A 17,537-nucleotide genomic window follows, 5' to 3' on the forward strand; every position below is an offset into this window, starting at 1 on the left:
GCGGGCCCACGCGCGCGAAGGCCCGCGACCGCTCGGGTGAGCGGCGGCCGCGGGCCTTCCTGGCCGGCCTGTCCGTGGCAGGCACGTCTGTGGTGGGGCACGCCGGTGACGCGCGTGCCCGGCGGTCAGAAGCGGGCGTGCGCCGTGATGTCCGCCGCGAACTCGCCCGTCATGGCCGGGGTCACCGTCGGCCGGCACTGCGCGACCGCCGCCAGGTAGTCCCCCGTGCCCGCCCCCAATTGCGCGGCCGACGCGCCGCGGGCGCCCACCGCCTCCAGGTCCCGCTCGAAGGACACCTGGGCCGCGATGCGCGCCGCGTGCTCGATGTCGGCCGGGGTGAACAGCTCGGTCGCCTCCACCAGCGCCGCCACGTCGACGTCCGGGCGGCCCGCCGTGTGGCGGGACCAGATCGCGGCGCGCGCCCCGGCGTCCGGGGTGCCGATCGGGATCAGGTAGTCGAAGCGCCCGGGCCGCAGGAAGGCGGGGTCCAGGGAGCGGATGGAGTTGGTGGCGCAGACCAGCAGCCGCTCGTCGCCCTCCCGGAAGCCGGGGATCAGCTTGAGCAGCTCGTTCGTCACGCCGTGGATGCCGCCGGGCTGCGCCGGCTCGGTCCGTACGGGTGCGATCTCCTCGACCTCGTCGATGAAGACGAGGACCCGCTCCAGCTCGGCGATCCGGGCGAAGGCGTCGCGCAGCGCGGCCGCGAGGTTGCCCTCGTCGGCGAGCCGGGAGGGCAGCAGCTCCACGAAGGGCCAGCCGAGGCGGGAGGCGATGGCGCGGGCGAAGGTGGTCTTGCCGGTGCCGGGCGGCCCGAAGAGGGTGATGGCGCGCGGCGGTCGCACCCCGTGCGCGGCGGCCCGTTCGGGTTCGGCGAGCGGGAGGACCACCCGGCGCTCGATGAGGTCCTTCTCCTTCTCCATCCCGGCGACCTTCGCCCACAGGTCGTTGGGCAGGAACCGGCCGCCCAGGTCGTCGAGGAGGCCGGCCGCCGGCCCGTGCAACGGCTCGGTCTTCTCGAAGTAGGCGACGGCGGGCTGACGGGTGTAGCCGGCGTTGAGCAGCCCTTCGCCCAGCAGGTCCTCCTCGGGCAGGACGTAGGCGATCCGCCCCACGCGGGCGGCGATCAGCCGCCGCTCCAGCTCGACGAGCAGTGCGCTGGCCAGGCCGCGGCCGCGCCAGCCCGCGGCGATCGCGATGCGCATCACCCAGGCGCGTTCCCCGGTGACGCAGGCGAGCGCGGCACCGATCGGGACGCCCTGGTGGACGGCGACCACACAGGGCTGCCGGTCGGTGAGCGCGCTGATGCACTCGGCGAGCGAGAAGACGGACTCCTGGCCGAGTTCCGCCGTGGTGTCGATCAGATGGACGACCGCGGCGAGATCGCTCTCGCGGTAATCGTGGATCAGCCAGTTCACCGGGTACCGCCCCTCGTTCGTGCTCCTGCGGCGAGGCTAGGGGCGCCGGGCCGCGTGATCACCCTCCGCGGTGCACAACACCGGCCCCGGAAACCGTCCGGGTCGTCCATAGACTCGCCGCTTCCGCCTGCGGACTCGTGCCTTTCGTCCGGCGGACGTGTCGGAAATGCGGGCCGTTTCGGCACTTCCCACATGCCCGATCGGGGATTCACAGCGGATTCTTATGGAATCGGGGGCGCCGGCCACAGGCTCGCTGGGCAGGCTCAGGTGCATGATCCGCCGCATGCTCCCCCGACAGGCCGCCCCCACCGGCTCCTCCCGCGTCCGGCGGGCGTCCCGGGTCCTGCTCGCGCTGGCGGCGATGGCCGCGCTGCTGAGCGTCGATCTGCCGGACGCCGGGGCCGCGCCGCCGCTCGGCGTGACCGCGCGGGCCGACCCGGGCATCGCCGCCGACCGGGTGGGCGCACTGTTCGCGAGTGGCCTGGACGGGGGGCACTTCTGCACCGCCGCCGTGGTGCACAGCGACGACCGGAGCGTGATCGCCACCGCCGCGCACTGCCTGGACAACCCCGACAGCACGGTGTTCGCGCCGGGCTACCGGGACGGGAAGGCCCCCTACGGGCTGTGGAAGGTGACCGGGGTGTACGTCGCGCCGCGCTGGACGCAGGAGCGGGACCCGGACGAGGACGTGGCGTTCGCGTCGGTCGCCCCGACCTCGGGGTCCCGGCAGGTGGAGGACGCGGTGGGCGGCTTCCCCGTGGCGTCCGAGCAGCCGGCGGACGCGACGGTGACGATCGTCGGCTACCCGAGCAGTGACGATTCCCCACTGCGCTGCACCAACGCCACCAGCCTGTTCTCGCCGACCCAGCGCCGCGTCGACTGTCCCGACCTCAGCAGCGGCACGAGCGGCAGCCCCTGGTTGGTGAACGGCGCCCTGGCCGGGGTGCTGGGCGGGTACCAGGAAGGCGGCCTGGTCCCGGAGGTGTCGTACAGCGCGGTGATGGGCGACCAGGCCGTGGAGCTGTACCGGGAGGCGGCGGTCGCGGGCTGAGCCTCAGTCGACGGCCGGGGCCGGGGGCCGGAACCAGGTCGGTTCGTCGCGCAGCGCGCGCCGGACGCGCCGCACGGCGAAGGGCTCCAGCGGGGGCAGGGCGTCCGCGCCGAACCAGCCGACTTCGAGCAGCTCGCCGTCGTGCGGGCGGGCCTCGCCGCCGGTGGCGCGGCAGCGGAAGGTGATGTCCTGGAACTGGCAGACGTCCCCGTTGGGGTAGGTGATCGGTTCCAACATCTCGACGAGCACGACCCGCTCCGCGACGCACCGCACGGCGGTCTCCTCGTACACCTCGCGCACCGCCGTCTCGGCGGGCTGCTCCCCCGGTTCGGCGATGCCGCCGATCACCGACCAGAGGCCGGTGTCGGCGCGGCGGCCGAGCAGGATCCGGTCGCGGTCGTCGACGACGATGGCGGTGACGCCGGGCAGCAGGAGCAGCAGGTGCCCCGCCCCGGCCTCGCGGATCGCGCGTATGTAGTCAGGTGTGGTCATGGCCCGACCCTACGAGGTCGGGTGTCGGTCACCCGCGTCATGCGGCCCGGCGGGCGCGAACCCGGCGGGTCGCCGCCCAGGCGAGCGCCCCGGCGGCCACCAGGAGCAGCGCGTACTCGGGCAGCGGTCCGAGCCGGGTGGCCGGGGTCGACGTCGAGCGCAGCGGGATCTCGGCGACCAGCGCGTCGGCGGTGAACATCTTCGTCTGCCGGACGACCGTGCCGTCGGGCCGGATGACGGCGCTGACGCCGCTGGTGACGGGGACGAGCACGGTCCGGCTGTGTTCGACGGCCCGCACCCGGTCCATGGCCAGTTGCTGGTAGGTCATCTGGCTCCGGCCGAAGGTGGCGTTGTTGCTCGGTACGGCGATGACCTGGGCGCCGGCCTGGACGGTGGAGCGGACGGCGTCGTCGAAGGCCGCCTCGTAGCAGGTCACCATGCCGACCCGGCTGCCGGCCATGTCGAACACGCCGGGGTCCTTGCCCGGGCCGAAGTCGCGGCGTACGCGGTCCACGTCCTTGCTGAAGATCCGGACGAAGGAGCGCATCGGCATGCGCTCGCCGAACGGCTGGATCTTGCGCTTGTCGTACGTCGCGGTCGGACCCTTGACCGGGTCCCACAGGATCATCGTGTTGCGCAGCGGGCCGGTCGGCGGCTCCAGGACTGAGCCGATGGCGACGGGCACGCCGATGCGCTTGACGGCCCGGTCGATGACGTCGTGGGCGTCCTGCTGGCTGAAGGGGTCGATGTCGGAGGAGTTCTCCGGCCAGACGACGAAGTCGGGCTGCCGGACCCGGCCGGCCTTGACGTCGTCGGCGAGCAGGAGGGTGCGGTTGGCGTGGTTGTCCAGTACGGCGCGCCGCTGGGAGTTGAAGTCGAACCCGGCGCGCGGGACGTTGCCCTGGACGACGGCGGCCACGGCGGTGCCGTCCTCGGCGGCGTCCGAGACCAGCGGCCGGGCGGCGAGGGCCGCGCCGACCGGGAGGGCGACGATGAGCGCGGCGAGCGCGGCGGCGGTGCGGCCCGGCCGGGAGCGGGCGACGCAGACGGCCTCGTACAGGCCGAATCCGCACAGGGCGACCCCGAAGGAGAGCAGCGGGGTGCCGCCCAGCGCGGCGAGCGGCAGGAAGAAGCCGTCGGCCTGGCCGAAGGCGAGCTTGCCCCAGGGGAAGCCGCCGAAGGGCGCCCGGGCGCGCAGCGCCTCGCCTGCGATCCAGAGGGCGGAGGCCCACAGCGCCCGGCCGGGGAGGGTGCCGACCAGGGCGATGCCGAGGCCGGTGAGCCCGAAGAGGAGCGCTTCGAGGGTGACGAGGGCGATCCACGGGACCGGGCCGACGCCTTCGCTGGTCCACACCAGCAGCGGCAGCAGGTAGCCCAGCCCGAACACGAAGCCCAGGCCGAAGCCGGCCCGGGCTCGGCGACCGCGCAGGCAGCCGGCCAGCAGGGCGAGGGAGAACGGGGCCAGCCACCACAGGGGGCGGGGTGGGAAGCTGAGGTAGAGCAGGGCCCCGGCGAGCGCGGCGAGCGCCGCCCGGGTCGGCCAGGCGCCCCGCAGGCGGTGCAGGGCGGTGGCGCCGCTCTCCGGTGCGCTGGACTGCGCGGGCTCGTTCCCGGCCGCTCGGGTGACACTGGTGCTCATTGGGCGGAGTGTACGTCCCCACGCCCCGCGCGGTCCCTCGGGAGGCTCAGTGGGCCAGGGCCCGCAGGTGGGTGCGGATGACCCGGACGGCGTTCTCGGCGTCGTCGACGGTGACGGTGAACAGTTTCCCGTCGTCCAGGCGCAGCTCGAGGCCCTCGCCCCGGCGGACGATGACGGCGGTGCCCCGCTCGGGGCGCCAGCGGTAGCCCCATCCGCCCCAGTGCTGCGGGGTGATCCGGGGTACGAACTCGGCGGAGGCCACCTCGGCGAGCCGGATGGTGCGGCGGGGCAGCCCGATGTGGCCGCAGCGGATCTCCACGGCCCGGGAGTCGACGGTGACGGCGACGTGGACGAAGGCGAGGGTGCCGAAGAGGATGAGCAGGCCGGCCGCGAGGCAGCCGATCACGGACATGACCAGCGGCACCGTCCCGGAGGTCCGGTTGGCGTCGACGGCGAGCTCGACGGCGAGCGCCAGGCAGGCGGCGCCGGCCGCGGCGAGCAGCCACTGCACGCGGTTGGAGGCGCGGCCCGTCCAGAGCGGACCCGGGGGGTGACCCGTCATGGGTGCAGCGTACCCACGTCCCGCGCCCACGCCCGCCGACACGGCGCCGCCCGCCTCCCTCCTCGCGGACGCCTAGCCGGGGAGCAGCCCGACCAGGGCGTCCCGCAGCGCCGGGTGGCGGCCGGTGACGATCCGGTGCAGGGCCCGGGAGGCGAAGGCGACGCGCTGGGCGCCCTCCCCGAGGTGCTGGGCGCGGTGCACCCGGACCACCGCGAGCGCTACGCCCGCGTGCTCGACCCGGCCTGGCACCCCGACCTGCCCACCGAGTTCAACGGGGCGGTGTGGCCCTGTCTCGGCTCGGCGGTGTGGGCGCTGCGCACCACCACCGGGTTCGCCGAGGCCGTCCGGGCCGCCGTGAACCTGGGCGGGGACACCGACACGGTGGCGGCGGTGACCGGGACCCTGGCCGGCGCGCGGTACGGCCAGGGGGCGATCCCGGGCGGGTGGACCGGGCCGTTGCACGTGCCGCTGCCCGGGTTCGGCGGGCGGGTGCTGGACGCGGACGGACTGCGGCCGTTGGCTCAGCGGCTCGCCGGAGCCGGGGCCGGAGCCGGGGCCGGAGCCGGGTCCGGAGCCGGGTCCGGGTCCGCGGCCGGTTGAGGGTGGTGCGGGGTCAGCTCCAGCCGGCGGCCTCGGAAGGCGGCGCGCAGCCGCCGGTCGTGGGTGACCAGGACCAGGGTCCCGGTGAAGTCGACCAGCGCCGCCTCCAGTTCCTCCACCACGGCCGGGGCCAGGTGGTTGGTCGGCTCGTCGAGGAGCAGTAGGTCCAGCGGGCCGCTGACCAGCCTGGCCAGTTCCAGCTTGCGGCGCTGACCCGCCGAGAGGTCCCGGACGGGGCGGCTCAGGTCGTGGGGGGCCAGCAGGCCGAGGGTGGCCACCCGGTCCGCGTACTCCGGCCCGGACAGCTCGGTCACGGACCGGGACTCCCGACCCCAGGGGTCGTCCTGACGCAGCAGACCCACGCGCCGGGGTGTGCGTACGGCGCCCCGTCCGGGCGCGAGTTCTCCCGCGAGGACGTGCAACAGGGTGGACTTTCCCGCTCCGTTGGGCCCGGTGACAAGGAGCCGTTCACCGGGTTCCAATCGGAAGGAGGTCGGTGCGAGCCGCCCGGGCACGGCGACTTCGCTCACCTCCACCACGCCCGTCGTGGCCGCCGTGAACCGCCCGGTGAAGCGGAGCGGGCTCGGGGGCGCCGCCACCGGGTTCTCGGTCAGCCGGTGCAGACGCTCGCGGGCGGCCCGGATCCGGCCGGCCGCGCCGTGGGTCCGCGAGCGGGCCCGGAACGCACCGGCCCCGCTGAAGCCGCGCGGCAGTTTGCGCGGGATCGCCGCGAACCGGTCGATGTTGGTGTCGGCGAGCCGCTCCGCGTCCCGCACCTCCTCGCGCCACCGCTGGTACTCCCGCTGCCGGCGGGCGCGTTCGGCGGCGCGACCAGCGAGGTATCCGGCGTATCCGTTGCCGTACCGGCGTACGGTGCGGCGGTCCTGATCGACTTCCAGGATGGCGGTGGTGACCCGGTCCAGGAAGAGCCGGTCGTGGGTGACGACGACGACGGTGCCGCGGTGGGCGCGCAGGTGCTCCTCCAGCCGGCCAACGGCCTCGTCGTCGAGGTCGTTGGTCGGTTCGTCGAGCAGCAGCAGTTCCGGTTCGGCGGCCAGGGTGGCGGCGAGGGCCAGCCGTGAGCGCTGCCCGCCGGAGAGGGTGCCCAGTCGCCGCTCCGGGTCGGGGGCGGTGCGCTCGCCGAGCCGGCGCAGGCTGGTCGCCACCCGCCGTTCGGCGTCCGGGCCGCCGCGGGCCTCGTATGCGGCGAGGAGGTCGGCGTACGCGGCGAGTTCCTCGGGACCGGCCTGTCGGAGCCGCGCTTCGGCGGAGCGGATGCGGCGCTCCAGCGCGCGCAGTTCGGCCAACGCGAGGTCGATCGCGTCCCGGACCCGGGCGGTCGGGGGCAGGTCGAGGGTCTGGGCGAGGTGGCCGACCCCGCCGGGCGCGGTGACGGTGACCCGTCCGTGGTCGGGGCGCTCCCGGCCGGCGAGGAGCCGGAGCAGGGTCGACTTGCCGGAACCGTTGTCACCGACGATACCGACCCGCTCACCGGGGCGGACCGTGAAGCCGACGCGGTCCAGGACGAGGCGGGTGTCGTACCGCTTGGTGACCTCGGACAGGACGATCTGGGTGGAAGCGAGTGGGGCGCGAGCGCGCAAGGGCGATCCCTTCGTCGGCGGATGGGGCGGGGTCGGCGGCGCGGGACCCGGGCGGGGTCCGTCCTTGATCGACCGCCTACAGAACGAGACGTTTCGTCTCGTTCCGCACCCCACGATACCCACGGGCCGCCGCGAGGGCCACCCGTTTGCCCCATCGGGCCGGGAGAGGGGAGGTTGGACAGCGTTGGTTGGGCGGTGCTGGTTGGACGATGTCAGGCCACCGGGTTCTCGATCAGGGTGATCCGGTTGCCGTCGGGGTCGTGCACGGCGGCGAACCGCACCGCCTGCGCACCCGGCTGGACCTCCCCCGCCGTGATGCCGCGACCGGCCAACTCCGCGAGCGCCCGGTCCAGGTCGTCCACCACGAGGTTGAGCAGGGTCGTCCCCGCGTGCTCCGGGGACTGGAAGACCTGCACCCAGGCGGACGGGGAGATGTGCCAGTCGGCGAGGCCGGCCATCGGTCGCGCGTCGGCCGGCCTGCCCAGGAGCCGCTCGTACCAGGGGACGGCGACCTCGATGTCGCCGACCGGGGCCACCGCGAGTACGTGGGTGAAGATCATGGCCTGCCGCCCTTCGGTCACGTGAGGTACCCGTCACCCTTACGACTCCGTCGGGGCGGGAAACTCATCGCCGGCGCGACACGCCCGAACGGGCCGGGCCGGGGCCGGGGCCTCGGGTGGGCTCAGTGCGCGAGCGGCGCGCCCTCCACGAGCAGCCGGCCTTCGGCGTAGCCGAGCGCGGCGGCCGGGAGGGACCCCGGCTGCCCGCCGAGCAGGACGGTCAGCCCGCCGGTGCGCGGCAGACCCGGCTCCGGGCGGGCACCGATGCGGCGCAGCGCCTGTACGGCGACCGCCTCGGCGGAGCCGTGGAAGACGAGCTCCGCCCCGCCGGTCCGTTCGGCGAGGGCGGCCCGGATCGGCGCCTCGACCAGCTCGTAGTGCGTGCAGCCGAGTACGACGTCGGTGACGTCGGCCGGGGTCAGCGCGGCGGCCGCGGCGACGGCCCGCACGACGGACTCCTCGTCGCCGCGCTCGACGGCGTCGGCGAGGCCGGGGCAGGGCACCTCGGTGACCTGGGCTCCGGCGGCGAACTCCGCGATCAGCCCGCGCTGGTACGGGCTTCCGGTGGTGGCCGGCGTCGCCCAGATGGCGACCCGGCCGCCCGAAGCCGCGGCCGGCTTGATCGCGGGCACGGTGCCGATGACGGGGATGGCGGGTTCCAGCGCCGCGCGCAGGGCGGGCAGGCTGTGCACGGAGGCGGTGTTACAGGCGACGACCAGGGCGTCCGGGCGGTGCTCGGCGGCGGCCCGGGCGACGCCGAGGGCCCGCCCGGTGAGGTCGGCGGGAGTACGCGGCCCCCAGGGCATCCCGTCGGGGTCGCTGGACAACAGCAGATCGGCGTCGGGCCGCAGCCGTCGCATCGCGGCGGCCGCCGCGAGGAGGCCGATTCCGGAGTCCATGAGGGCGATCTTCACCTGGTCACCTTAAACGACGCGGACCGCCGGCCCCGCGACCAAGCTCCTCACCCGGCCCCCGCCCGGCCCCCGCCCGGCCCCCGCCCCACCCCGGTGCCACTCCACGACCGAGCGTGTCACACCGGCCTGCCGACCCGGACGGGCCGCGCAACCGACACCGTCGTCCCGACGCCTTCGTCCTCGCCTTCGCCACGCCGCGCCTCCGGGGGACCAGCGGTCGCCCTGTCCGGGCGCGGGCAGCCGGCCGACGCGGCACCGGACCCGCGGCCGGCCGACGCCGCCCCGCCGGCCGCCCTCGCGGGGAAGCCCCCCGGCCGCACCGGACCCGGCACACCGCGACGCGGCGCCCGCTCCGGCCGCCGCCGTCGTCGGCCCGACGATCCGACCACCCGGCCCGCGTCGCGTCGGCCGACGTGCCCGCGCCCCGCGCCCCGCGCCCGAGGGGTCGCTACCGGCGACCACCCACCGCCCCGCCCGGCGGCGTCGCCCCCGGCGAGCCCCACTGCCGGGACGGCGACCAACCGGCCCCCGCACGGCCCGGACGCGCGGGGCGCCACGGCTCCCGGGTGCGCGACAGGCCCCGTCCGGTTCGGCACACTGCGGCCATGGGCCTCCTCCTCACCGCCGCCTACGCCTCCCTCACCGCCTGGCTCTGGCTCACGTTCGCCCAGGGCATGTTCTGGCGCACCGACGTCCGCCTCCCCCCGCGCACCGCCCCCGCCCGCTGGCCGTCCGTCGCGATCGTCGTCCCGGCCAGGGACGAGGCGGAGGTGCTGCCCCGCAGCCTGCCCTCGCTCCTCGCCCAGGACTACCCCGGCGCCGCCGAGGTGATCCTCGTGGACGACGGAAGTACGGACGGTACGGCGGACCTCGCCCGGCGCCTGGCCGGGGAACTCCCGGGGCTGCCCCTCACCATCGTCTCCCCCGGCGCCCCGGAGGCCGGCTGGACCGGCAAGCTCTGGGCGCTGCGCCACGGCATCGCGCACGCGCGCACCGCCCGCCCCACCGAGCCCGAGTACCTCCTGCTCACCGACGCCGACATCGCGCACGAGCCGGACAGCCTTCGCGAACTCGTCGCCGCCGCGACCTCCGCCCGCCTCGACCTGGTCTCGCTGATGGCGCGGCTGCGGGTGGCCACGTTCTGGGAGCGGCTCGTCGTACCGGCCTTCGTCTACTTCTTCGCGCAGTTGTACCCCTTCCGCCGGATCAACCGCCCCGCCGGGCGCACGGCCGCGGCGGCCGGCGGCTGTGTGCTCCTGCGCACGGAGGCCGCCGTCCGCGCGGGGGTGCCCGACTCGATCCGGCAGGCGGTTATCGACGACGTCTCGCTCGCCCGGGCCGTCCGGCGCTCGGGCGGCCGGATCTGGCTCGGACTGGCGGAGCGGGTGGACAGCGTGCGCCCGTACCCGGAGCTGGGCGACCTGTGGCGGATGGTGTCGCGCAGCGCGTACGCCCAACTGCGCCACCAACCGCTGCTGCTCGCGGGGACGGTGGCCGGGCTGGCGCTCGTCTACCTGATGCCGCCGGCCGCGCTCTTCACCGGGCTCGCCCTGGACCGTCCGGCCGTCGCGTGGGCGGGGGGCGCGGCCTGGCTGCTGATGGCCGGCACCTACCTGCCGATGCTGCGCTACTACCGCCAGCCCGCCGCCCTCGCTCCGCTGCTTCCGTTCACGGCCCTGCTCTACCTCCTGATGACCGTCGACTCGGCCGTGCTGCACTACCGGGGCCGAGGCGCCGCGTGGAAGGGCCGGACCTATGCCCGGCCGAGCGACGCCTGACCCGGCGTCGGCCGGTCGCGGACCGACTGAAGGGGCGTCATACGAGGTCACACGAGGGATTCCGAATCGTGACGGTGCGTCAACGCCAAGTGTGTGCAACACCCAACCGGTGAGTACGAGTAGAGACAAGGTGGGGTGGAAGTCGCGAATCGTGCAGGTGAACGTGAAGTGAAAGCTGTGGCCCTGACCTGCGAATATGCAGGTCAGGGCGGTGTTGACGACACCTCGCTATGGACCCCGTGAAGTCGTGGGCTTAACTTAGGTCCCATGACCTCCCCCCGCTCCACTTATGGCGGCGGTTACTACTCCGCGCCCTCCTTCCCGGACACCCCCATCTACGACTCCCTCGTCGCCGAACGCGGCACTCCGCAGATCGCCCCGATCCGCGTTCCGGCCGCCTACGACACCCCCGGTTCCGGTTACTCGAGCGGTGGGTACCTGCCGGCCCTCCCGTCCGCCCTGCCCGCCCTGCCGTCCGCGCCCTCGATGCCGCAGCAGCAGAGCGCGCCGGCGTACGGGTACCCGTACCAGCAGCAGCAGCCCGCACCGCAGATGCAGATGCAGTCCCAGATGCCCGTGCCGCTGCAGCACGCACCCGCTCCCTTCGTGCCGCAGCAGCAGCCGGTGGGCGCCCGCGCCGGATACGCCCCGCAGCCGCAGCAGCCGCGCCCGGTCGCGCCCGGCACCGGGTACGAGGCCATGCGCCCGGCCGCTCCGCGACCGATGCAGGCGCCCGCGCAGGTCCCCTCGTACGAGGACCCGTACGGCCGGCCCTACCAGGGGCGCGGCTACTAGGCGGGGCCGCTCGGAGGTGCCGGGGTCCGCGGGGGCGGCGACTGGCAAGATGCACTCATGTCGAATTTGTACGTCCAGTCGCTCCACGTCCATCCCGTCAAGTCGGTGGCGGGGATCGCTCCCGACGCGGTGGCCGTGGAGCCCTGGGGGCTCGCGGCCGACCGCCGATGGGCCGTGATCGACATCGAGGGCGCGATCATCACGCAACGTCAACAGGCCCGGTTGGCGTTGGCTTCGGCCCGCCCGCTGGAGGGCGGCCGGGTGGCGCTTTCGGCCCCGGGCATGGCGGATCTGATCGTGGAGGTACCGGAGGCCGGTCCGCTGGAGCCGGTCGTCCTGTTCGGCAAGAAGATCGAGACCGTGGTGGCGGCGAGGACCGCGGCCGACTGGTTTTCGGCCTACCTCGACCTGCCCGCCCGTCTGGTGTACCTGGACGACCCCGCCGTACGCCGGCCCGTGGACCCGGACTACGCGTTGCCGGGCGAGACGGTGAGCCTCGCGGACGGGTATCCGCTGCTGGTCACCACCCTGGCCTCGCTGGACGCCCTGAACGCGTTGATCGCCGAGGGTGATCATCCGGCGGAGGGGCCGCTGCCGATGAACCGTTTCCGCCCCAGCCTGGTCGTGGCCGGCGCCGAGGCGTGGGCCGAGGACGGCTGGCGGCGCGTCGCCGTCGGCGACGCCGTGTTCCGCGGGGTGCGGGAGTGCGGGCGGTGCGTCGTCACGACCACCGACCAGGTGACCGGGGAACGCGGCAAGGAGCCGCTGAAGACGCTGGCCAGGCACCGGCGCATCGGGAAGTCCCTGGCGTTCGGACGGCAACTGGTGCCGGTGCGGCTGGGGACGGTGCGCGTCGGCGACGAGGTGCGCGTTCTGGAATAACACCTTCGAGGGGCTCCGCCCGCCGCGGGGAACCGGCGGGCACGGCGGCACCGTTGGATCATTCGAGACGCTGGGGCAGCGGCCGGGGTCGGGGCACGGGGGAACGTGTTCCGGACCGGGCGCGGCCGGATGCGCGCGTCTCTCGCGTTCCGGAATGCGCGTCCGCCGGGCATGCGGGAAGCTGGGACGCGCAGGCAGGCGGAGGCGAGGGGGTGCCGGACCGTGTGGACAGCAGTGGGTGTGTGGCGTTGGCGGCGCAATCCGCTGCGCCGCAGAACTGATCTTTTCGAGGCGTGGCTGGCGTTGGCCGCGGCGGTGTGCGTCCTCGTGCTCGCCCCGGCCATCGGCTGGTTCGCGGGCACGCGGGTGGACGACACGCTCCAGCAGGCCGTGCGCGAGCAGCGGCAGGAGCGGTACCTGGTCCCGGCCGTGGTGCTCCGGCCGGCGCAGAGCACGCTCGCGGACGGCGTGACCGCCGACAGGTCGGCGGGGCCGCAGACACCCCAGCGGACGCGGATCCTCGCCTCGTGGACGGCGCCGGACGGCACCAGCCACCAGGGGACCGTGCCGGCCGCCGAGGAACCGCCCCGGCCCGGGGACAGGTTCCGGATATGGACGGACACCAGCGGCAGGCTCGTCGGGCAGCCGCTCGCCTCCTCGGCCGCCGCGTTCCACTCCGTGATGGCGGGCCTGGCGGCCGCCTTGGGCGTGGCCGCGCTGGTGGAGACGATCCGCCGGCTGATCGTACGGCGACTGATGCATCGGCGGTACATACGCCTGGACCGGGCGTGGGCGGCGGTCGGGCCGGATTGGGGCCGGACGGGCGCGGGCAGCTGACCTGGCAACTCACCGGCCCCGCGCGCGCTACGGTGGACCGGGCAGGCCGGCCGCGGACGGATCGCGGCGCAGGCCGCGGCGGTGATCGCCGTCGACGCGAAGACGAGGGTGGGGGCGCGACAGCACCATGGCTCAGGGCACGGTCCAGCTGACACACGGCGGGTCTTCACGCTGGCGGCGCCGCTCCGGGGAGTACGCGACGCTGACCGCCGCGCTCGCCGTCGCCGGGGACGGGGACGTCCTGTCCATCGCGCCCGGCACCTACCGGGAGAACCTGGTGCTGCGCCACGCCGTCACCCTGCGGGGACCGGAGGGCGCGGTCGGGTCCGTGCGCATCGCCCCGCCCGACGGCGTCGCCCTGACCGTGAGCGCCTCTGCCGTGGTGCAGGACCTGTACCTGGAGGGCCAGGACCGCACGGCGCCGGCGCTGCTCGTCGAGGACGGTTCGCCCGAGCTGACCGACCTGAGGGTCAACACCCGCTCCTCGGCCGGCATCGAGGTCCGCGGCGCCGGCGCCCGGCCCCTGGTGCGCCGCTGCACGGTGGAGAACCCGGCCGGGATCGGGATCGCCGTACTCGACGGCGGCGGCGGTGTGTTCGAGGAGTGCGAGGTGGTTACGGCCGGACAGAGCGGGATCTCGGTACGGGGCGGTCACCCGCGCCTGGAGCGCTGCCGGGTCCACCACGCCACGGGCGCGGGCATCGCCGTCACCGGCGAGGGCTCCGGCCTGGAGGCTCTGGGGTGCGAGGTGTACGAGATCAAGGGCGCCGGGGTGCAGGTCGCCTCGCGGGCCTCGGCCCGCCTCACCGACTGCGCGGTGCACCGCACTTCGGCGGACGGGGTCACCCTCGACACCGACGCGGTTCTCACGCTCGACGGATGCGACATCCACGACATCCCGGAGAACGCGGTGGACCTGCGCTCGCGTTCGGTGCTCACGCTGAGCCGCACCACCGTGCGCCGCTTCGGCCGCAACGGCCTGTCGGTGTGGGACCCGGGGACCCGGGTCGATGCCCGGTCCTGCGAGATCCACGACAGCACGGGTGACTATCCGGCGGTGTGGATCAGTGACGGGGCCACGGCCTCGCTGGACTCCTGCCGGGTGCACGACGTCCCGGACGCGTTGTTCGTGCTGGACCGGGGCTCGCGCGTGGACGTGGTCGACAGCGACCTGTCCCAGGTGCGCAACACGGCCGTCTCGGTGAGCGACGGGGCCACCGCGCAACTGGACGACTGCCGCATCCGGGAGGCGGCGACCGGCGCCTGGTTCCGTGACCACGGCAGCGGCGGCACCCTCGCGAACTGCGCCGTCGACTCCGTCCAGACGGGCGTGATCGTCACCAAGGGCGCCGACCCGGTCCTGGAGCGCTGCGTGGTCACCTCCCCCTCCGAGGCCGGCTTCTACGTCTCGGCGGGCGGTCGCGGCACCTTCACCGCCTGCCGCGTGAGCGGCAGTTCCGGCTTCGGCTTCCATGTGATCGACGGCAGCCGTACCTCGCTCGCCAAGTGCCACACCGAGCGCTGTGCGCGCGGCGGCTACGAGTTCGCGGAGGACGGCCCCGTCGCGGAGGACTGCACCAGCGACGAATCCGGGCCGCGCCTCGCCGCCCGGTCGGCCGCCGGCGGCGGCCCCGCCCGCGAGCGCGCGGGAATCCGTACGGTGACGGCCGCGCCCCGCACCTCACCGGGGGCCGCCGAGGTACCGGCGCCCCGCCCCGCCGACGAGCCGGTCCCCGCCGCCGCGCCCGCCCGGGGCTCCGGTGAGGTGCTCGGCCAACTCGACGCGCTGGTGGGCCTGGACAGCGTCAAGCGTGAGGTGCGGGCCCTCACCGACATGATCGAGGTGGGGCGCAGGCGGCAGCAGGCGGGCCTCAAGGCGGCGTCGGTGCGCCGGCACCTGGTCTTCACCGGCTCCCCCGGCACCGGCAAGACCACCGTCGCCCGGCTCTACGGGGAGATCCTCGCCTCCCTCGGCGTGCTGGAGCGGGGTCATCTGGTCGAGGTGTCCCGGGTGGACCTCGTCGGCGAGCACATCGGGTCCACCGCGATCCGTACGCAGGAGGCGTTCGAACGGGCGCGGGGCGGGGTGCTGTTCATCGACGAGGCGTACGCCCTGGCACCGGAGGACTCCGGTCGCGACTTCGGACGCGAGGCGATCGACACGCTGGTGAAGTTGATGGAGGACCACCGGGACGCGGTGGTGGTGATCGTCGCCGGCTACACGGCGGAGATGGAACGGTTCCTGACCGTCAACCCGGGTGTCGCGTCCCGCTTCTCCCGGACCATCACCTTCGGGGACTACGGGCCGCGGGAGCTGTTGCGCATCGTGGAGCAGCAGGCGGAGGAGCACGAGTACCGGCTGGGCGAGGGGACCGCGCAAGCGCTGCTGGCGTACTTCACGGAGCTGCCCAAGGGCCCGGCCTTCGGCAACGGCCGCACCGCCCGGCAGACCTTCGAGTCGATGGTAGAGCGGCACGCGGGACGCGTCGCCCAGCTCAGCGACCCGGGGACGGACGAGCTCACCCTGCTGTTCCCGGCCGACCTGCCGGCGCTGCCGACCCGGGTGGCGGCCGAAGTGGCGGCCGGGGTGGCGGCCACCTCCTGAGGCGAAGGGGGTGCCCCGGAGACATCCGACAGGTGGGCGGGTAGGGTGCCCGCACCGCCGTTCGGCGCCGCCGCTTCGCACCGCGTTCCCGCAGGGGGTATCACGATGGTCCGCCGACTCCGTGCCGTGGAACTGGACTTCGCCGGGACGGCGCCGGTCCGGTTCGTCTTCGCCGCGCATGTGACCCAGCCGCCGGCTCCGGTCTACCGGGCGCTCGCCGAGCAGGTGGCGGACTGGCCCGCCTGGTTCAAGGCCGTCACCCTGGCCCGGTCCACGCACGACGGCGCGGGCCGCGAGATAGCGCTGGTGGGCGGGGTCCGGTTCCGGGAGACCGTCGTGGCGGCCGAGCGGGAGCGGTGCTACGCGTACCGGGTGGACGAGACCAACGTCCCCGGCATCCGGGCACTGTTGGAGGAGTGGCGGCTCAGCCCCTCCGGTTCCGGCACCCGGGTGCAGTGGACCTTCGCGGCGGACGGACCGGCCCCGTTCCGCTTCGCCCTCGCCGCCGCCCGCCCCGGGCTCGGGCGCTCGTTCCGCTCGGCGGTCGGCGCGCTCGACGCCCGGTTGGAGGCCGGGCGGTGACGGTACGCCGGCCGCGCGGCCGGGCCCGGCGGCCTGCGCGGCCGGGCCGGGCGGCATGCGGGGGCGGTCAGGCCGAGGGCTCCCGCCACGCCCCCGTCGTCAGCAGCGTCTCGATGGTCTTCGTGTACGGGGCGATGTCCAGGTTCTGAGCCGCCAGCCAGTCGTCCGAGTAGTACTTGTCGAGGTAGCGGTCGCCCGGGTCGCACAGCAGGGTCACGACGCTGCCCGTGCGGCCCTGGGCCACCATCTCCGAGACGATCTTGAGTGCGCTCCACAGGCCGGTGCCGGTCGAGCCGCCCGCCTTGCGCCCGATGGCCTGCTCCAGCGCCCGGCACGCGGCGACGCTCGCCGCGTCCGGCACCTTCATCATCCGGTCGATGGCGCCCGGCACGAAGCTCGGTTCCATCCGGGGACGGCCGATTCCCTCGATGCGCGAGCCGCAATCGCTGCTCGCGTTCGCGTCGCCCTGGGTCCAGCCGTCGAAGAAGCAGGAGTTCTCCGGGTCCGGCACGCAGATCCGGGTGTCGTGCTGCATGTAGTGGACGTAGCGCGCGATCGTCGCGGAGGTGCCGCCGGTTCCGGCCGTCGCCACGATCCAGGTGGGCTCGGGATAGCGTTCCAGGCGCAGTTGCTGGTAGATCGATTCCGCGATGTTGTTGTTGCCGCGCCAGTCCGTGGCCCGCTCCGCGTACGTGAACTGGTCCATGTAGTGCCCGCCGGTGCGGGCGGCCAGTTCGGCGGACTCCTCGTACATCTTCATCGAGTCGTCCACGAAGTGGCAGGTGCCGCCGTGGAATTCGATGAGGCGACACTTCTCCGGGCTGGTCGTGCGCGGCATGACGGCGACGAACGGGACGCCGATCAGCTTGGCGAAGTACGCCTCGGAGACGGCGGTCGAGCCGGAGGACGCCTCGATGACCGGGCGGCCGGGACGGATCCAGCCGTTGCACAGCGCGTACAGGAAAAGGGAGCGGGCCAGGCGGTGCTTGAGGGAGCCCGTCGGGTGCGTCGACTCGTCCTTCAGGTACAGGTCGATTCCCCACTCCTCGGGGAGCGGGAAGCGCAGGAGGTGGGTGTCGGCGGACCGGTTGGCGTCGGCTTGGACCTTGCGCACGGCTTCGTTCAGCCAGGCCCGGTACTCGGCGTCGCTGCGGTCGACATCATCGGCCCTGGCGGTGGTGCTGGTCGTGCTCATGCGCCTTGCTCCTTCATCACTTCCATGAC

At 74.5% G+C, this 17,537-nt stretch carries 16 protein-coding genes and 1 pseudogene; 8 read left to right on the forward strand and 9 right to left on the reverse strand.

Translation table 11 applies throughout. The annotated features are described in order from the left end of the window. Positions 1-125: 125 nt before the first annotated feature. The gene (locus ACFVXJ_RS03695; protein ID WP_389657981.1) at positions 126-1,415 is read right to left on the reverse strand and encodes an ATP-binding protein; all 1,290 of its coding nucleotides are present in this window, start codon (positions 1,413-1,415) and stop codon (positions 126-128) included. 283 nt (positions 1,416-1,698) lie between these two features. On the opposite strand from ACFVXJ_RS03695, the gene ACFVXJ_RS03700 reads away from it, so the two are divergent. Next, on the forward strand, positions 1,699-2,466 hold the full coding sequence (locus tag ACFVXJ_RS03700) for a trypsin-like serine peptidase (RefSeq protein WP_389657984.1): 768 nt from the start codon (positions 1,699-1,701) through the stop codon (positions 2,464-2,466). 3 nt (positions 2,467-2,469) lie between these two features. Here the strand turns inward: ACFVXJ_RS03700 and ACFVXJ_RS03705 are convergent, their stop codons facing one another. The 4 genes from ACFVXJ_RS03705 to ACFVXJ_RS03720 form a co-directional block, all read right to left on the reverse strand. Next, positions 2,470-2,958: an NUDIX domain-containing protein gene (locus ACFVXJ_RS03705; protein ID WP_389657986.1), complete on the reverse strand. Its 489-nt coding sequence runs from the start codon at positions 2,956-2,958 to the stop codon at positions 2,470-2,472. 37 nt (positions 2,959-2,995) lie between these two features. Next, entirely contained in the window at positions 2,996-4,597 is a 1,602-nt protein-coding gene (lnt, locus tag ACFVXJ_RS03710; protein WP_389657989.1) for an apolipoprotein N-acyltransferase, read from the reverse strand. 46 nt (positions 4,598-4,643) lie between these two features. Further along, positions 4,644-5,159 (reverse strand): hypothetical protein, encoded by a 516-nt coding sequence (locus ACFVXJ_RS03715; protein WP_389657992.1) that lies wholly within the window; start codon positions 5,157-5,159, stop codon positions 4,644-4,646. A 72-nt stretch (positions 5,160-5,231) separates the two neighbouring features. Next, positions 5,232-5,360 carry a hypothetical protein gene (locus tag ACFVXJ_RS03720; protein WP_389658652.1) on the reverse strand — a complete coding sequence of 43 codons (129 nt, stop codon included), beginning with the start codon at positions 5,358-5,360 and terminating at the stop codon, positions 5,232-5,234. Here ACFVXJ_RS03720 and ACFVXJ_RS03725 point away from each other — a divergent pair. Then, a pseudogene (locus tag ACFVXJ_RS03725) lies at positions 5,319-5,759 on the forward strand (ADP-ribosylglycohydrolase family protein); the annotation flags it as partial. The gene ACFVXJ_RS03720 and the pseudogene ACFVXJ_RS03725 sit on opposite strands and share 42 nt — an antisense overlap. On the opposite strand, the gene abc-f reads toward ACFVXJ_RS03725, so the two are convergent. From abc-f to ACFVXJ_RS03740, 3 genes are all read right to left on the reverse strand, one after another. After that, complete coding sequence (abc-f, locus tag ACFVXJ_RS03730) at positions 5,681-7,360, reverse strand: ribosomal protection-like ABC-F family protein (RefSeq protein ID WP_389657995.1); 1,680 nt, start codon at positions 7,358-7,360, stop codon at positions 5,681-5,683. The pseudogene ACFVXJ_RS03725 and the gene abc-f sit on opposite strands and share 79 nt — an antisense overlap. A gap of 212 nt (positions 7,361-7,572) precedes the next feature. Continuing rightward, positions 7,573-7,920 carry a VOC family protein gene (locus tag ACFVXJ_RS03735; RefSeq protein WP_389657998.1) on the reverse strand — a complete coding sequence of 116 codons (348 nt, stop codon included), beginning with the start codon at positions 7,918-7,920 and terminating at the stop codon, positions 7,573-7,575. A gap of 122 nt (positions 7,921-8,042) precedes the next feature. Continuing rightward, positions 8,043-8,834 (reverse strand): glutamate racemase, encoded by a 792-nt coding sequence (locus ACFVXJ_RS03740; protein ID WP_389658001.1) that lies wholly within the window; start codon positions 8,832-8,834, stop codon positions 8,043-8,045. Positions 8,835-9,439: 605 nt separating this feature from the next. Between ACFVXJ_RS03740 and ACFVXJ_RS03745 the strand changes: the two genes are divergently transcribed. The 6 genes from ACFVXJ_RS03745 to ACFVXJ_RS03770 all read left to right on the forward strand — a co-directional run bounded on the left by ACFVXJ_RS03745 (position 9,440) and on the right by ACFVXJ_RS03770 (position 16,313). Continuing rightward, a complete protein-coding gene (locus tag ACFVXJ_RS03745; RefSeq protein ID WP_389658004.1) occupies positions 9,440-10,612 on the forward strand; it encodes a glycosyltransferase in 1,173 nt (390 codons plus the stop codon). 267 nt (positions 10,613-10,879) lie between these two features. Continuing rightward, positions 10,880-11,407, forward strand: coding sequence for a DUF6643 family protein (locus ACFVXJ_RS03750; protein WP_389658007.1), 528 nt, complete (start codon positions 10,880-10,882; stop codon positions 11,405-11,407). Between the two features lie 57 nt (positions 11,408-11,464). Then, complete coding sequence (locus tag ACFVXJ_RS03755; RefSeq protein WP_389658010.1) at positions 11,465-12,289, forward strand: MOSC domain-containing protein; 825 nt, start codon at positions 11,465-11,467, stop codon at positions 12,287-12,289. Positions 12,290-12,511: 222 nt separating this feature from the next. Next, the gene (locus ACFVXJ_RS03760; protein ID WP_389658013.1) at positions 12,512-13,126 is read left to right on the forward strand and encodes a hypothetical protein; all 615 of its coding nucleotides are present in this window, start codon (positions 12,512-12,514) and stop codon (positions 13,124-13,126) included. A 127-nt stretch (positions 13,127-13,253) separates the two neighbouring features. Continuing rightward, a complete protein-coding gene (locus ACFVXJ_RS03765; RefSeq protein WP_389658016.1) occupies positions 13,254-15,731 on the forward strand; it encodes a right-handed parallel beta-helix repeat-containing protein in 2,478 nt (825 codons plus the stop codon). Positions 15,732-15,836: 105 nt separating this feature from the next. After that, positions 15,837-16,313: an SRPBCC family protein gene (locus ACFVXJ_RS03770; protein ID WP_389658019.1), complete on the forward strand. Its 477-nt coding sequence runs from the start codon at positions 15,837-15,839 to the stop codon at positions 16,311-16,313. A 67-nt stretch (positions 16,314-16,380) separates the two neighbouring features. Here the strand turns inward: ACFVXJ_RS03770 and ACFVXJ_RS03775 are convergent, their stop codons facing one another. Then, positions 16,381-17,508 (reverse strand): PLP-dependent cysteine synthase family protein, encoded by a 1,128-nt coding sequence (locus ACFVXJ_RS03775; RefSeq protein ID WP_389658022.1) that lies wholly within the window; start codon positions 17,506-17,508, stop codon positions 16,381-16,383. Positions 17,509-17,537 lie beyond the last annotated feature (29 nt).

Source organism: Streptomyces sp. NPDC058279 (assembly GCF_042881255.1).
Taxonomy (GTDB): domain Bacteria; phylum Actinomycetota; class Actinomycetes; order Streptomycetales; family Streptomycetaceae; genus Streptomyces.

Coding starts and splice junctions, on each gene's coding strand:
- ACFVXJ_RS03705 (WP_389657986.1), bottom strand. CDS start 2,958: ATGACCACACCTGACTACATACGCGCGATCCGCGAGGCCGGGGCGGGG.
- ACFVXJ_RS03755 (WP_389658010.1), top strand. CDS start 11,465: ATGTCGAATTTGTACGTCCAGTCGCTCCACGTCCATCCCGTCAAGTCG.
- ACFVXJ_RS03700 (WP_389657984.1), top strand. CDS start 1,699: ATGCTCCCCCGACAGGCCGCCCCCACCGGCTCCTCCCGCGTCCGGCGG.
- lnt (WP_389657989.1), bottom strand. CDS start 4,597: ATGAGCACCAGTGTCACCCGAGCGGCCGGGAACGAGCCCGCGCAGTCC.
- ACFVXJ_RS03750 (WP_389658007.1), top strand. CDS start 10,880: ATGACCTCCCCCCGCTCCACTTATGGCGGCGGTTACTACTCCGCGCCC.
- ACFVXJ_RS03735 (WP_389657998.1), bottom strand. CDS start 7,920: ATGATCTTCACCCACGTACTCGCGGTGGCCCCGGTCGGCGACATCGAG.
- ACFVXJ_RS03715 (WP_389657992.1), bottom strand. CDS start 5,159: ATGACGGGTCACCCCCCGGGTCCGCTCTGGACGGGCCGCGCCTCCAAC.
- ACFVXJ_RS03770 (WP_389658019.1), top strand. CDS start 15,837: ATGGTCCGCCGACTCCGTGCCGTGGAACTGGACTTCGCCGGGACGGCG.
- ACFVXJ_RS03765 (WP_389658016.1), top strand. CDS start 13,254: ATGGCTCAGGGCACGGTCCAGCTGACACACGGCGGGTCTTCACGCTGG.
- ACFVXJ_RS03775 (WP_389658022.1), bottom strand. CDS start 17,508: ATGAGCACGACCAGCACCACCGCCAGGGCCGATGATGTCGACCGCAGC.
- ACFVXJ_RS03745 (WP_389658004.1), top strand. CDS start 9,440: ATGGGCCTCCTCCTCACCGCCGCCTACGCCTCCCTCACCGCCTGGCTC.